Source organism: Acinetobacter sp. A1, from assembly GCF_012371315.1.
Lineage (GTDB): Bacteria > Pseudomonadota > Gammaproteobacteria > Pseudomonadales > Moraxellaceae > Acinetobacter.
In genome coordinates this window covers 1-13,958 of record NZ_JAAZQY010000022.1, presented here as the reverse complement: position 1 = coordinate 13,958, position 13,958 = coordinate 1, and the positions used below count along the sequence as shown (strand labels likewise).

The 13,958-nt window shown below is 41.8% G+C and carries 12 protein-coding genes and 1 tRNA gene; 7 read left to right on the top strand and 6 right to left on the bottom strand.

The genetic code is table 11. The features are described 5' to 3' along the window. Positions 1-27: 27 nt before the first annotated feature. Complete coding sequence (locus HHA41_RS08950) at positions 28-1,812, bottom strand: alkaline phosphatase D family protein (protein ID WP_168461410.1); 1,785 nt, start codon at positions 1,810-1,812, stop codon at positions 28-30. Between the two features lie 210 nt (positions 1,813-2,022). On the opposite strand from HHA41_RS08950, the gene HHA41_RS08945 reads away from it, so the two are divergent. Both HHA41_RS08945 and HHA41_RS08940 read left to right on the top strand, forming a co-directional pair. Beyond that, positions 2,023-2,108: transfer RNA gene (locus HHA41_RS08945), tRNA-Leu, on the top strand. 162 nt (positions 2,109-2,270) lie between these two features. Further along, positions 2,271-2,639, top strand: coding sequence for a hypothetical protein (locus tag HHA41_RS08940; RefSeq protein ID WP_228284177.1), 369 nt, complete (start codon positions 2,271-2,273; stop codon positions 2,637-2,639). Positions 2,640-2,679: 40 nt separating this feature from the next. On the opposite strand, the gene HHA41_RS08935 is transcribed toward HHA41_RS08940, so the two are convergent. The 4 genes from HHA41_RS08935 to rlmE all read right to left on the bottom strand — a co-directional run bounded on the left by HHA41_RS08935 (position 2,680) and on the right by rlmE (position 6,811). Beyond that, complete coding sequence (locus tag HHA41_RS08935; RefSeq protein ID WP_168461407.1) at positions 2,680-2,994, bottom strand: DUF5713 family protein; 315 nt, start codon at positions 2,992-2,994, stop codon at positions 2,680-2,682. Between the two features lie 115 nt (positions 2,995-3,109). Further along, positions 3,110-3,961, bottom strand: coding sequence for a dihydropteroate synthase (folP, locus tag HHA41_RS08930; protein WP_216075691.1), 852 nt, complete (start codon positions 3,959-3,961; stop codon positions 3,110-3,112). Between the two features lie 173 nt (positions 3,962-4,134). Continuing rightward, a complete protein-coding gene (gene ftsH / locus HHA41_RS08925) occupies positions 4,135-6,024 on the bottom strand; it encodes an ATP-dependent zinc metalloprotease FtsH (RefSeq protein WP_168461406.1) in 1,890 nt (629 codons plus the stop codon). Between the two features lie 136 nt (positions 6,025-6,160). Next, positions 6,161-6,811, bottom strand: a complete 651-nt coding sequence (gene rlmE, locus HHA41_RS08920; protein ID WP_168418844.1) for a 23S rRNA (uridine(2552)-2'-O)-methyltransferase RlmE — start codon at positions 6,809-6,811, stop codon at positions 6,161-6,163. Between the two features lie 297 nt (positions 6,812-7,108). Here rlmE and yhbY point away from each other — a divergent pair, with 297 nt between their 5' ends. Together yhbY and HHA41_RS08910 are read left to right on the top strand one after the other, a co-directional pair. Next, positions 7,109-7,432 (top strand): ribosome assembly RNA-binding protein YhbY, encoded by a 324-nt coding sequence (gene yhbY, locus HHA41_RS08915; RefSeq protein WP_168418845.1) that lies wholly within the window; start codon positions 7,109-7,111, stop codon positions 7,430-7,432. A gap of 9 nt (positions 7,433-7,441) precedes the next feature. Then, a complete protein-coding gene (locus HHA41_RS08910) occupies positions 7,442-7,981 on the top strand; it encodes a DOMON-like domain-containing protein (protein ID WP_070153929.1) in 540 nt (179 codons plus the stop codon). 123 nt (positions 7,982-8,104) lie between these two features. Here HHA41_RS08910 and HHA41_RS08905 read toward each other — a convergent pair whose 3' ends face one another. Beyond that, positions 8,105-8,584, bottom strand: coding sequence for a hypothetical protein (locus tag HHA41_RS08905; RefSeq protein ID WP_168418846.1), 480 nt, complete (start codon positions 8,582-8,584; stop codon positions 8,105-8,107). Between the two features lie 323 nt (positions 8,585-8,907). Here HHA41_RS08905 and carA point away from each other — a divergent pair, with 323 nt between their 5' ends. The 3 genes from carA (at position 8,908) to greA (ending at position 13,853) form a co-directional block, all read left to right on the top strand. Then, positions 8,908-10,047, top strand: a complete 1,140-nt coding sequence (gene carA / locus HHA41_RS08900) for a glutamine-hydrolyzing carbamoyl-phosphate synthase small subunit (protein ID WP_168461404.1) — start codon at positions 8,908-8,910, stop codon at positions 10,045-10,047. A 15-nt stretch (positions 10,048-10,062) separates the two neighbouring features. Further along, positions 10,063-13,293, top strand: a complete 3,231-nt coding sequence (gene carB / locus HHA41_RS08895; protein WP_168418848.1) for a carbamoyl-phosphate synthase large subunit — start codon at positions 10,063-10,065, stop codon at positions 13,291-13,293. Positions 13,294-13,376: 83 nt separating this feature from the next. After that, positions 13,377-13,853 (top strand): transcription elongation factor GreA, encoded by a 477-nt coding sequence (gene greA / locus HHA41_RS08890; RefSeq protein ID WP_168461402.1) that lies wholly within the window; start codon positions 13,377-13,379, stop codon positions 13,851-13,853. Positions 13,854-13,958 lie beyond the last annotated feature (105 nt).

Here is a 13,958-nt window from a genome sequence, read left to right as displayed (position 1 = left end):
CGCTCGGTTTTTTTAGAACATATAAATTTAGGCCGATTTTGCAACATCGATGATTGGATTCAATTGAACATCATAAGTCATTTGATGAGCACGTATTTCATCAAGTTTATATTCGCTTGCTTTCACGGTATTCACAAACTTCCAGTCAGCCACCACCTGAGTATGATCAAAAGCCACAGTTAAATAACCACGCTGATTTAAATTGCAATAATTCAGCTCATCAATCAGTTCTTTAAATGCATATTCCAACTCTGCCATTTCTGCTGCAGTCACATTTAAGTAATACTCAATTCCTGGCGATGATACGGAACTGGTCGCAAGCTCTACCCCAACCACATGATTGCTATTTTGTGGATGTAAACTGGATGCCCAAGCATTATGCGTATCACCAGCCAACACTACCGCTTTTTTGCCTAACTGTTGCAAGGTACCATACACAACTTCGCGCTCGTAGGCATAACCATCCCAGGCATCTAAGTTATAGGGTGCAACTGTACTCAAACGTGCTTTATCCATTGCTGATAGCGTAGGATCACCAGCTTTTAAACGCATTTTCAGTGTGAGTAAATCAGCAATTTTTTGTTTAATCTGTGCAAGCGTTTCTACAGTAGCATTGCCACTGGTCACTTGTTCTAAAAGCAATAACAGCTCTTGTGGAATAAACATCTTAGACATCAATACTTGTTGGCCCAACACATTCCATTTGGCAGTGGACTGCATCAATTGTGCTTGTAACCATTGCAGTTGTTTTACGCCCAATAAACTACGGCTATTGCTGCTTAAATCTGCCATAAATCGGGCAGCATCCATACCTGTTGCCGTCATATAATCTGCATAATCTAATTGCTTATGGCGTGCCAAAATACGAGTATCCAGCATCATCAAATTGACCAAACCACCAAAATCAAATTGACGATAAATATTTAAGTGATCATTTTCTGCAACTGGACGAATCGGCATCCATTCAAAATAGGCTTTCAAGGCTGCAATCTGGCGCTCTATGAAGCTCCCTTCACTCTCTTGATGGTTTGCCGCACCTTCTTGCCATGCATCATTACTAAGCTCATGGTCATCCCAAATCACAATAAACGGATGGCGTTGATGTGCAGCCTGTAAATCTAAATCAGTGCGATACAAGGCATAGCGCTTACGATAGTCATCTAGTTGAATGATTTCTTTATTATTGTCAGCAGCAAAACCGCGACCTAACGCTTCAGCATCTTCAGTTGCATACTCACCTTCCCCATATTCATAGATATAATCCCCCAAGTGAATAATCGCATCCAGATTATTTTCCTGTGCCATTTCTTTGTAAACATGAAAATAGCCTGCAGGGTAATTCGAGCATGAACAAATCGCAAATTTCACCTGATCGCTGCGTAAAGCCAATGTTTTGGTTTGCCCCACAGGTGAAATTGTCTTGCCAAAACGGAAACGGTAATAATAATTTGCCCCAGCCTGCAAACGGTCTGCATCAACCTTTACGGTAAAATCTTGCGCTGCAGTGGTCTGAACTTTTCCAGTACCAATAAGTTGTTTAAATTCTTGATCTGCTGAAATTTCCCATACAATTTCAAGGTGTGCTGTAGTGTCATTTGGTGTTACTCGTGTCCACAAAATGACACGGTCATGTAATGGATCACCACTAGCAACACCATGTAAAAACTCTACTTTGAGTGAGTTTTCCTTGCCATTTTCAATATTATTTTCATTGTCATCTCCACATGCGGTGAGTGCCACAGGCAACGACAATGCCCCTAAACTCGCCAAACTTTTTTGTAGCAGTTCACGGCGTGTAAGTTTAATTTTCATAAATTTGCCTTTTATTTTTCTAGAGCGCTCACCATAGAAATTAATGATTTCGCTTTGATCTCAAATTTATGAAATATTCATGACGGGCCTTAAAAAACCAATGTTTTAGTGCCATTTCAGCGCACTAATCGGTTGAATTGATTGAAAAGAAAGCAATTGTAAATAAATTTACTTGCCAAGATTTATTTCGTCCTCTATTATTGCGCACATGCCCGAGTGGTGAAATCGGTAGACACAGGGGATTTAAAATCCCCCGCCCACAAAGCGTGCCAGTTCGAGTCTGGCCTCGGGCACCATCTTTTTGCTATAAAATCGATGGTGCAAATAAAGAACCCAGCGAAAGCTGGTTTTTTTTATGTCTAATGAAAATACAATCTTAAAATAATAATTTATAGTGATCGTCAAAAATGCATCTACAACGTTGTGTTCATTATTTAAGTCTTACCTGTTTATGCGGCATGCTGAGTTTTATAAGCTATGCTCAATCCCCTACCACTCAAACAGCAACCCAAGCGGAAGGCCCAATTCAAACTGAATCAGCATTTTATGATTTATTTGCAGGGACTGTGCACAATCAACAACAAAAATTGCATTTGCGCCGTTGTAGCTTAGGAAGTGATATTTACAACCTAAACTTTCAAAACCCTGAAGATGAAAAACAGCTACGCAACCTGCTACAACAGAACACAAAGTTTTGGGTAAATGTGGTTGCACAAGTGAGTGAGCAAGATGGGCAATACTCACTCCATGTTCGGGAAATTGCAGAACTACATGAACAAGAAAGCTGTCATTTAAATGAGGTTTTAGATGAGCTATTCAGCGAATAATTAACTAAAACCACAAGATATTTAAAAAATGTAAAAATATTTACCAGGCCCGATTAGCGACCAAAGCTTCCATTTCAATGTCAAAATGACCCTGATCTTGCAGTACCATCATCATCGCTTCTGCAATATAGTCAGTTGCAGCATCATCTAAATCTGAATCTAAGTCTTGAAATTGTGGCTTCATTTGGTTAATCGCCTGCACTGTCTGATCTGCAAAGTAGTAAATATCAGTTTCCGAAACACCCGCTTGCGATACCTGTTTTGCAAAGCGCAAAATGAGTTGCTTAAGTTCAGCAACCAAAATATCTGGGTAGTATTCGTCATCAAACATCGGGAGAAGTAAATCTGCAAACATACAGGCACTCAAAAAAATACAGAGATTTAAGCGTGCCTATATACCATAAGCCTAGCCTTTATACTAGCTTAGGCAAAATTTCACAGGCCTGAATGATTTATTCAAGTACGTTTATTTAAGCACTTTGCATGGCTTGCCATATTTTAATGGCATCTGAGGTGGCTTTTACATCATGCGCACGTACCATACATGCACCTTGCTGAATACTAAGTAAATGCGCAGCCACTGACCCCACGGCACGCTCTGTAGCTTCTACCGCACCCGTAGCTTCACCAATAAAACGCTTACGCGACAATGCCGATAAAATTGGATAACCCATGCGGTTGAGTTGATACAGCTCATTAAGCAATTTCAGGTTTTGCTGCGCATTTTTTGCAAAACCAAAACCTGGATCAATCACAATATTTTCAGGCTTCACACCTGCAGCCAACGCATCTTGAACACGTTGTTGCAACTCAGCAATCACGTCTTCCGTCACATCATCATATTGATCTAAATTGTTCATGGTGGTCGGTTCGCCACGCATGTGCATAATGATCACAGGGATATTTAATTCAGCAGCCGTTTGCAGTGCATAAGGACGTGTCAAGGCACGCACATCATTCCAAATATGCGCACCCGCATTCACAGCAGCACGAATTACCTCAGGCTGAGAGGTATCAATGGATAGCACCACATTATGTTGTGATAAGGCCTCAACCACAGGTACGACACGACGAATTTCTTCTTCAACACTGACTGGACTCGCACCTGGGCGAGTTGACTCTCCCCCGATGTCAATCACGGTCGCACCTTCCGCAATCATTTCCAAAGCACGTGCTACAGCATCCTCTTTTTCATTATGACGACCACCATCACTAAACGAGTCTGGTGTCACGTTCAAAATTCCCATGACATGCGGTTGAGATAAATCCAAACTCAAACGTCCGCATTGCAATACACATTTAGGTAATGGCATGAGCTGCATGCTGATCTTCCTGTTCATTTGAAAGTCATATTTTAACAAGGCTAGTTTTTAAGATGTTGAATTCTTTTCACCCTCAAACCATTTTATAGCCTATAAGTACAAGATTGCGCACATGCTATAGCGAAAAAAAAGAGCCTTATTTAAAGGCTCTTTTTTAACATCATGTGAGCTAATTAGCTCGCTGGCAATGGTGGCGGTGTGCTTGGGCCATCGGTTGGGGTTACATCAATTACAGGATTATCTGCAATATAAACCTTCGGTGGCTGTGGCTCACGACCTTCCATAATGTCACGGATTTGGTCACGATCAATCGTTTCCCATTCCAACAATGCTTTCACCATTGCATGTGCGATGTCTTGGTTATTTTCCAAAATATCACGCGCAACTCTGTATTGCTCATCAATGATACGGCGCACTTCAGCATCTACTTGCTGCTGAGTCGCTTCAGAAATTGTACGACTGCCTAGACTGCCCATGAACGACTGTTGTGTATCATCTTCATACACCATGACGCCCAGTTTGTCTGACATACCGTATTTCGTCACCATTGCACGGGCAAGTTTAGTTGCACGCTCAAAGTCGTTAGATGCACCTGTCGACATTTGATTAATAAAGACTTCTTCAGCAATACGACCACCAAACAAAATTGACAGATCATTCAGCATTTTGTCTTTGTAATGGCTAGTTTGGTCATGCTCAGGCAACTGCCAAGTCACACCCAATGCCCAACCACGCGGCATAATCGTAACTTTATGCACAGGGTCTGTACCTGGTAGCATTTCAGCGACAATCGCATGGCCTGCTTCGTGGTAAGCGGTCGCACGGCGCTCTTCTTCACGCAGTACCATCGACTTACGTTCAGGACCCATATACAACTTGTCTTTGGCGTCTTCAAAGTCGTGCATATCTACCGTGTTTTTATTACGACGTGCAGCAAACAATGCAGCCTCATTCACAAGGTTTGCCAATTGTGCACCTGAGAAGCCTGGTGTACCACGTGCCAATACTTTGACATCTACACCCGTAACTGAAGGTAACTTTTTCAAGTGTACATTCAGAATTTGCTCACGACCTTTAATGTCAGGCAAGCCAACCATCACTTGACGGTCAAAACGGCCAGGACGTAACAAGGCTTTATCCAGTACATCGGCACGGTTCGTCGCAGCGATGACAATAATGCCTTCATTGCCTTCAAAACCGTCCATTTCTACCAGCATCTGGTTCAACGTTTGCTCACGCTCATCGTGACCACCACCTGTACCAGAACCACGGTGACGACCAACTGCATCAATCTCATCAATAAAGATAATACATGGCGCATGGCGTTTGGCTTGCTCGAACATATCACGAACACGAGATGCACCCACACCTACAAACATTTCAACAAAGTCAGAACCTGAAATGCTAAAGAATGGAACTTTCGCTTCGCCTGCAATGGCTTTAGCAAGTAAGGTTTTACCTGTACCTGGTGGGCCAACCATCAACACGCCTTTAGGAATTGTTGCACCTAGACGTTTGAATTTTGCAGGGTCTTTTAAGAAATCTACAATTTCAACTACTTCTTGTTTTGCTTCATCACAACCCGCAACATCTGCAAATGTGACTTTAATTTGGTCTTCAGACAACATTTTAGCTTTAGATTTACCAAAGCTCATCGGGCCGTTTTTACCACCTGCACCGCCACCCATGTTGCGCATAAAGAACATGAATAACAAAATGATTAAAAGTACAGGGAAACTTGCGATCAATAGTTGCATTAACAAACCTTGACGTTGAGGTGCAGTACCTTCAACAACAACGTTGTTTTTAATCAGATTCGGCATCAGTTCAGGGTCTTGAACTGCTGGACGAATGCTTTCAAAGGACGAGCCGTTGACTTTTTCGCCACTAATTCTTTCGCCATCAATTGTGACTTGCTTAATTTGACCAGCATTCACCGCTGTAACAAACTCTGAGTAGTTCATTGCAGTTGGCTTTTCACTGTTATTGATGTTGCTGAAAATTAGAATCAGCACACCAAGTATAATCAGCCACAATACGGCATTCTTGAAGAGATCGCTCAAAGCTTTATTCCCATATCAATCTAATTTGATCATGCCCGTTACTGGGTGACCTTTCATTCAAAAAGCTGAAGATCAGCTAGACAATTCGTTAAAAACGTACAAAATGCACAATTTTTAACGGCTTGGCAAGTAAACTTTATTTAGACGCCTTTTTACGTCCTTGTCCAATAAGGAATACTTCTTTGGAACGCGCCCGTGAAGCAGCGGGTTTTGCTGTCTTTAGAACATCAAAACTGTCCACGACCTGTTTACGAAATTCGTCAAACCCCGAACCTTGGAACACTTTGACCACAAACTGGCCATTGGGTCCCAATACACGGTTGGCAAAATCGAGCGCCAACTCGCATAAGTAAATTTGACGCGGTTGATCTACAGCTTTATTACCTGATGTATTGGGGGCCATATCAGAAATTACAACGTCTACCGTGCGTCCGTTTAAAATATTTAACAATTTTTCGAACACTTCCTCTTCACGGAAGTCACCTTGTAAAAAGGTCACATCTGGTAGTGCGTCCATTTCCAAAATATCGGAAGCAATCACCAAGCCTTTGTCGCCCACAAGTTGCCCTGCAATTTGTGACCAACTGCCTGGAGCAGCACCTAAGTCCACCACAGTCATACCGGGTTTGATCAGTTTATATTTTTCTTGAATCTCAAGTAGTTTGTATGCAGCACGTGCACGATACCCTTCTTTTTGTGCTCGTTTCACAAAGGGATCATCTAAGTGCTCTCTCATCCACGCACGACTACTTTTGGATAACTTTTGGTTGGTAATGCGTGTTGCCATAACTCTCTTAATAATGAATAGACATCTAAATTGCGATTGTACGTGAAAATTCACCCGCTTGCAGTAGACATCTGTATCTAAATACCAAGAACTGACCTATTTTTTCTATTAAATCCATCGCTTATTTCTGTACTGAGGCTTAAAAAAGTCACTTTGACTGTTACAGAGAAATATCACCAAGTATTCAGTTTCAATATTTCTACATGGCAGTAAGATCACAGATTATTTGCATAGAATTTACAGCGTTTCAAACTGGCTTTTGTTATACTAAGCCGTTTTTAAAATTAGGTTATCTTTATGGCGGCTCTATCTATTCAGGAACGCAAGCGTTTACGTCAAATTGGTCATGCACTCAACCCTGTAGTGATGATTGGCGGGCAAGGTTTGACTGAAAATGTGATTGAAGAAACCAACCGTGCTTTAAACGATCACGAATTGATTAAAGTCAAAATTGGCGGTGAAGACCGTGAGGTACGTGCAGCTGTGATTACTGAAATTGCAGCAGCAACAGGTTCTGAAGTGGTACAAAGCATTGGTAAAATTGTCTTACTCTACAAAAAAGCAGCCAAACAAAATGCTAAATTATCTAATTTAGTTCGCCACGCTCACTTGTCTAACTAATCTCCCTCAATGGCAAGTTACGAACTCAGTGCTTTTAATCGTCAATTTCAGGCCATTTCTTTGGTCGGTGCAATTGAACAACAAAGCCCATTTACGTTAAATGTTGGCTTTTGGCTGCGCGATCCAAATCAGTGGGTCGAATGGCCTGCTTTGGTGGCGTCACATCCACGTCAGGATTTTTTGTGGGAACACACCTGCTTTGAAATTTTCATTGGGGTTCAGGGCGAAGATTTTTATCGTGAAATCAATTTATCCCCTTCTCAAGCTTGGCAAGCCTACGCCTTTGAAGAATATCGTTATCCTGAGCAAATGCCGCCCGTGGCTGCGTACGATATTGAACTGAATCAGCTGAAACGCACCCATTATGGTTTGAATGTGAGTCTGGATTTAACCGAATTTATGCTGAAACATAAACTGAAATGGACAGATTTGTTTATAGGTCTAACGGCTGTGCTAAAAACCAGTCAGGGCGAACAGTTTTATGCCATGCAACACAGCAGTCCTGCAGCCGATTTTCATAATAAACGAGATTGGTTACATCAATTCTAATCTTGACTAGTTTCAAAATGCATAATTGGATTTTCATTTTGTACTTGAGCAGAAATTTGAATAAAAAAAGTGAGGCCGAACCTCACTTTTTTTATGGCTGATTAGGCTATAAGTCTTACTTGTTTAAGCTTGATCAGTCTCGTCATTCGTTTCTGTTTTTTGTGGATTAACTTTTTTCCACGCTTCCAAAGTGTGTTCTTTAGAACGCTGAAACGTTTCAACCAATTGGTCTTTATGTTTCACTGAAATGCTGCTGACATCTTCTTTCAACTCTTTACCCAGTTTAGAAAGATCATCAATAATTGCGCTAAATTCAGTTTTCACAAACTCTTTTAACTCACCTAAGTCTTTAGGTGAACCACCAAACTGTGCTTTCAATGCTTCAATTTTTTGCAATACATCTTGCTTTAATTGACCCAATTGCTCTTGCACACTAGCATTTAATTGCTTCGCTTCGTTTTGCAGTTTTTCCTGCGTTTCAGCGACAACTTCAAGCACCTGTTCTTTGGCATCATGAGTGACTTTTTCAAGCTTTTCAGCACCCTCATGCACCGCATCTTTGATTGCTTTATTGTCAGCTACTGATTTTTCTTGTTCAGTCATTTTGCTTCACCCAAGGTCGTTGTTGTTTATATTTTCAGCATAAATGAATTTGCTCGAATATGGGTTTTGTATTGTTAGACAATCGTAGATTACTTACATTTTACTACATTGCTAAAACATAAATCGGCTAAAAAAAGCAAGCCCTTTATCTTACATATTCATCAGAAACTGAATGGACTTTTGGCGAGCTCATGCGTATAATGCAATGTTAAGTTCAAGCGAGCAGACATAGGAGGGTAGGTTTAAACATTGACCTTCCTTTTTTTTCGTCTACTCGCTTTTTTACAGCCCTATTTTTGTGGTTTTAGTTCAGGAGCTTTGGTTTGAGCACCCCCGCCATTTTAGCCCTTGCCGACGGTACAATCTTTAAAGGTACGTCTATCGGTGCAACGGGAAGTACGACTGGTGAAGTCGTTTTTAACACTGCCATGACTGGCTATCAAGAAATTTTGACCGACCCGAGTTATGCACAGCAACTTGTGACTTTAACTTACCCGCACATTGGGAACACAGGTTGTAATGATGAAGATGTCGAGTCTGGTCGTATTCATAAAGTATGGGCAAACGGTTTAATTATCCGTGATTTGCCTTTACTACACAGTAACTTCCGTTCTAATCAATCTTTAGCGGAATATTTGCAAGCACACAACGTGGTTGCGATTGCAGATATTGATACCCGTAAATTGACCCGTATTTTACGTGCCAAAGGTGCGCAAAACGGCTGTATTCTTGCTGGTGAAAATATCACTGAAGAAGAAGCAATTGCTAAAGCACGTGCATTTGGCGGCTTAAACGGCTTAGATCTTGCAAAAGTATGTTGTGATCCTGAAGGTTTTGAATGGACTGAAGGTTCATGGAAACTTGGCAAAGGCTTTACTCAACCTGAACTTAAATATCATGTGGTTGCATACGATTACGGTGTCAAAACCAACATCCTGCGTATGCTGGCAGACCGCGGTTGTAAACTGACCGTTGTTCCTGCACAAACCCCTGCTGAAAAAGTCCTTGCATTAAACCCAGATGGCATTTTCTTATCAAATGGCCCTGGCGACCCAGCTGCATGTGACTACGCAATTGAAGCTGTAAAAACAATTGTAGAAACCACAAATACTCCTGTATTTGGTATCTGTTTAGGTCACCAAATCCTTGCGCTTGCATCGGGTGCAAAAACGATGAAAATGCCGCATGGTCACCATGGTGCAAACCATCCTGTACAAAACTTAGAAACAGGTACAGTGATGATTACTTCTCAGAACCACGGCTTCGCGGTAGATGAAAGTACCTTACCTAGCAATGTACGTGCAACGCACCGTTCATTGTTCGATGGCACAAACCAAGGTATTCATCGTACAGACAAGCCTGCATTTAGCTTCCAAGGTCACCCAGAAGCAAGTTCAGGTCCACATGACTGCGCACTCTTGTTCGATCATTTCATCGAACTTATTGAAGCCGCTAAGAAGTAATTAAGGAGCGAAATAATGCCTAAACGTACGGATATTAAAAGCATCTTAATTATTGGTGCTGGTCCTATTGTTATTGGTCAGGCTTGTGAGTTTGACTATTCTGGTGCTCAAGCATGTAAGGCGCTTCGTGAAGAAGGTTACCGTGTTATTTTGGTCAACTCTAACCCAGCGACCATCATGACTGACCCTGCAATGGCAGATGCAACTTACATCGAACCAATCACTTGGCAAACTGTTGCAGCAATCATTGAAAAAGAACGTCCAGATGCAGTACTACCGACCATGGGTGGTCAAACTGCACTGAACTGTGCGCTTGCACTAGATGCCAACGGTATTTTAGAAAAATACAATGTTGAATTGATTGGTGCGACCAAAGACGCTATTGAAAAAGCTGAAGACCGCAAATTATTTGACCAAGCCATGCGCAAAATTGGTCTTGAATGTCCAAAAGCGGCAATTGCTGAATCTATGGAAGAAGCGCTGGAAATTCAATCTCGCTTCGGCTTCCCTGTAATTATTCGTCCATCATTCACCATGGGTGGTTCTGGTGGCGGTATTGCATACAACAAAGAAGAATTCCTAGAAATCTGTGAACGAGGTTTCGATCTTTCCCCAACCAAACAATTATTGATTGATGAATCATTGATTGGCTGGAAAGAATACGAAATGGAAGTTGTTCGTGACAAAAACGACAACTGTATTATCGTATGTTCAATTGAAAACTTTGACCCAATGGGCGTACACACAGGTGACTCAATTACCGTTGCACCTGCACAGACATTGACCGACAAAGAATACCAATTGATGCGTAATGCATCTTTAGCGGTACTTCGTGAAATTGGTGTAGAAACAGGTGGTTCTAACGTACAGTTCGGTATTTGCCCAAATACTGGCCGTATGGTTGTAATTGAGATGAACCCACGTGTATCACGTTCATCTGCGCTTGCATCTAAAGCAACAGGTTTCCCAATTGCAAAAGTTGCTGCAAAACTTGCTATTGGTTACACCCTAGATGAACTTAAAAATGACATCACAGGCGGTACAACCCCTGCGTCATTTGAACCATCAATTGACTACGTTGTAACTAAAGTTCCACGTTTCAACTTTGAAAAATTCCCACAAGCAGATGCGACTTTAACCACACAGATGAAATCTGTAGGTGAAGTGATGGCAATTGGCCGTAACTTCCAAGAGTCGATCAACAAAGCGCTTCGTGGTTTGGAAACTGGTTCTTGCGGTTTTGACGAACAAATTGAAGTGGGTGCTGAAGGCGCACGTGACAAAATTTTGGTTGAACTCAAAGTTCCTGGCCCAGAGCGTATTTGGTACGTGGCAGACGCTTTCCGTCATGGCTTCTCTGTAGAAGACGTATTCCAAGCGACCAAAATTGACAAATGGTTCCTCGTTCAGATTGAAGACATTGTTAAAACTGAAGAACAAATCAAATCTTTAGGTTTTGGTGACTTAACTGCTGAAAATGTACGTTCATTTAAACGCAAAGGTTTATCTGACTTACGTATTGCCAACTTGATGGGCATTTCACAAAAGCAATTCCGTAAACAACGTTGGAACATGGGTGTATATCCAGTTTACAAACGTGTAGATACCTGTGCTGCAGAGTTTGAATCTGACACTGCTTACATGTATTCAACTTACGATGAAGAGTGTGAATCAAATCCATCTACCAAAGACAAAATCATGGTCATTGGTGGCGGTCCAAACCGTATTGGTCAAGGTATCGAATTCGATTACTGCTGTGTACACGCAGCCCTTGCTATGCGTGAAGATGGTTACGAAACCATTATGGTGAACTGTAACCCTGAAACCGTATCTACCGATTACGACACTTCAGACCGTTTGTACTTTGAACCAATTACTTTGGAAGATGTACTTGAAATCGTACGTACAGAAAAGCCAAAAGGCATTATTGTGCAGTACGGTGGTCAAACTCCACTGAAATTGGCGCGCGCTTTAGAAGAAGCAGGTGCACCAATTATTGGTACATCACCAGATGCAATTGACCGTGCAGAAGACCGTGAACGTTTCCAACAAATGATTCAACGTCTGCAATTGCGTCAGCCGAACAACAGCATTGTAAAATCTGCTGAAGAAGGTATCGCAGAAGCAGCTAAAGTAGGTTATCCGTTAGTTGTTCGTCCATCTTATGTATTGGGTGGCCGTGCAATGGAAATCGTGTATAACGAAGAAGAACTTAAACGCTACTTGCGTGATGCAGTTCAAGCCTCTAACGATGCGCCTGTATTGTTAGACCGCTTCTTGGATGATGCGATTGAAGTTGACGTAGACTGCGTATCTGACGGTAAAGATGTGGTGATTGGCGGTATTATGCAGCACATCGAACAAGCAGGTATTCACTCTGGTGACTCTGCATGTTCAATTCCACCTTATTCATTGTCAGATGAAGTACAGGACGAAATGCGTCGTCAAACTGTTGCAATGGCAAAAGAATTGGGCGTTATTGGCTTGATGAACGTACAGTTTGCCGTTAAAGGCAATGACGTTTATATCTTAGAAGTGAACCCACGTGCATCACGTACTGTGCCATTCGTTTCTAAGTGTATTGGCGAATCATTGGCTAAAGTTGCAGCACGTTGTATGGCGGGTCAGTCTTTAGAAGCTCAAGGCTTTACTAAAGAAATCATTCCGCAACACTTCTCTGTAAAAGAAGCCGTGTTCCCATTCAACAAGTTCCCTGGTGTAGACCCAGTGCTTGGGCCTGAGATGAAATCTACAGGTGAAGTGATGGGTGTGGGTAAAACTTTTGGTGAAGCATTCTATAAAGCTGTGTTAGGCTCGAATGATCGCTTACCAGGTATCCCAACTGAAGGCGAAGTAAAACATGCATTCTTGTCTGTACGTGAGTCAGATAAACCGCATGTGGCACGTATTGCAAAACAACTGGCTGATTTTGGCTTCAAACTTGTTGCAACAGGTGGTACACACAAAGTAATCACTGATGCAGGTATTGAGTGTGAACGTGTGAACAAAGTGACTGAAGGTCGCCCACACATTGTAGACCGCTTGAAAAATGGTGAGATTCACCTCATCATCAATACATCTGAAGGCAAGCAAGCACAGCAGGATTCGTTCTCAATCCGTCGTTCTGCATTACAAGGTAAAGTGTATTACACCACAACTTTGAATGGTGCAGATGCCGTTTGCCAAGCTTTAGCAATCAAATTACCAATGGATGTATATCGCCTGCAAGACCTTACTGTAGGTTAATACATTTATGAAAAGTCCCGTCACCTTTCGGGTGGCGGGCTTTTTTTCATTTATAGACTTCAATATTTTTAAAGAGGGACAACATGCAACGTTATCCTATGACGCCTGAAGGCAAACACGCTTTAGAGCAAGAATTACAACAGCTTAAGTCGGTTGAACGTCCACGTATTACTGCTGCGATTGCAGAAGCACGTGAACATGGCGATTTAAAAGAAAATGCCGAATATCATGCTGCACGTGAACAGCAAGGTTTCTGCGAAGGCCGTATTCAAGACATCGAAGGTAAATTGGGCGCTTGCCAAGTGATTGATGTAAAAGAGCTTGAACAAAACGGACGTGTGGTTTTTGGTGTAACCGTGACCATTGAAAACCTAGACACCGAAGAGCAAAAAACTTACAAAATTGTAGGTGATGACGAAGCTGACTTTAAAATCAACAAAATTTCAGTAAACTCGCCAATCGCACGTGGCTTATTGGGTAAAAATGAAGGCGATGAAGCCAGAATTGTGACCCCGCAAGGCGAAGTGGAATACGAAATTGTGAATGTAGAATATCTTTAAGTATTAAAGATGACTGCACACGATGCCCCTGTTCCTTAAAATGTAGTCAAACATACTCAAGGACTAATTCGCACTCTGTTAATGTCTTGTTGCCAAGCGTGTAAC

What these genes read in the sequence shown, in the direction of transcription:
- carB (WP_168418848.1), top strand. Translation starts at nt 10,063, where the DNA reads ATGCCTAAACGTACGGATATTAAAAGCATCTTAATTATTGGTGCTGGT.
- HHA41_RS08950 (WP_168461410.1), bottom strand. Translation starts at nt 1,812, where the DNA reads ATGAAAATTAAACTTACACGCCGTGAACTGCTACAAAAAAGTTTGGCG.
- HHA41_RS08935 (WP_168461407.1), bottom strand. Translation starts at nt 2,994, where the DNA reads ATGTTTGCAGATTTACTTCTCCCGATGTTTGATGACGAATACTACCCA.
- rlmE (WP_168418844.1), bottom strand. Translation starts at nt 6,811, where the DNA reads ATGGCAACACGCATTACCAACCAAAAGTTATCCAAAAGTAGTCGTGCG.
- HHA41_RS08940 (WP_228284177.1), top strand. Translation starts at nt 2,271, where the DNA reads ATGCTGAGTTTTATAAGCTATGCTCAATCCCCTACCACTCAAACAGCA.
- folP (WP_216075691.1), bottom strand. Translation starts at nt 3,961, where the DNA reads ATGCAGCTCATGCCATTACCTAAATGTGTATTGCAATGCGGACGTTTG.
- greA (WP_168461402.1), top strand. Translation starts at nt 13,377, where the DNA reads ATGCAACGTTATCCTATGACGCCTGAAGGCAAACACGCTTTAGAGCAA.
- HHA41_RS08905 (WP_168418846.1), bottom strand. Translation starts at nt 8,584, where the DNA reads ATGACTGAACAAGAAAAATCAGTAGCTGACAATAAAGCAATCAAAGAT.
- HHA41_RS08910 (WP_070153929.1), top strand. Translation starts at nt 7,442, where the DNA reads ATGGCAAGTTACGAACTCAGTGCTTTTAATCGTCAATTTCAGGCCATT.
- yhbY (WP_168418845.1), top strand. Translation starts at nt 7,109, where the DNA reads ATGGCGGCTCTATCTATTCAGGAACGCAAGCGTTTACGTCAAATTGGT.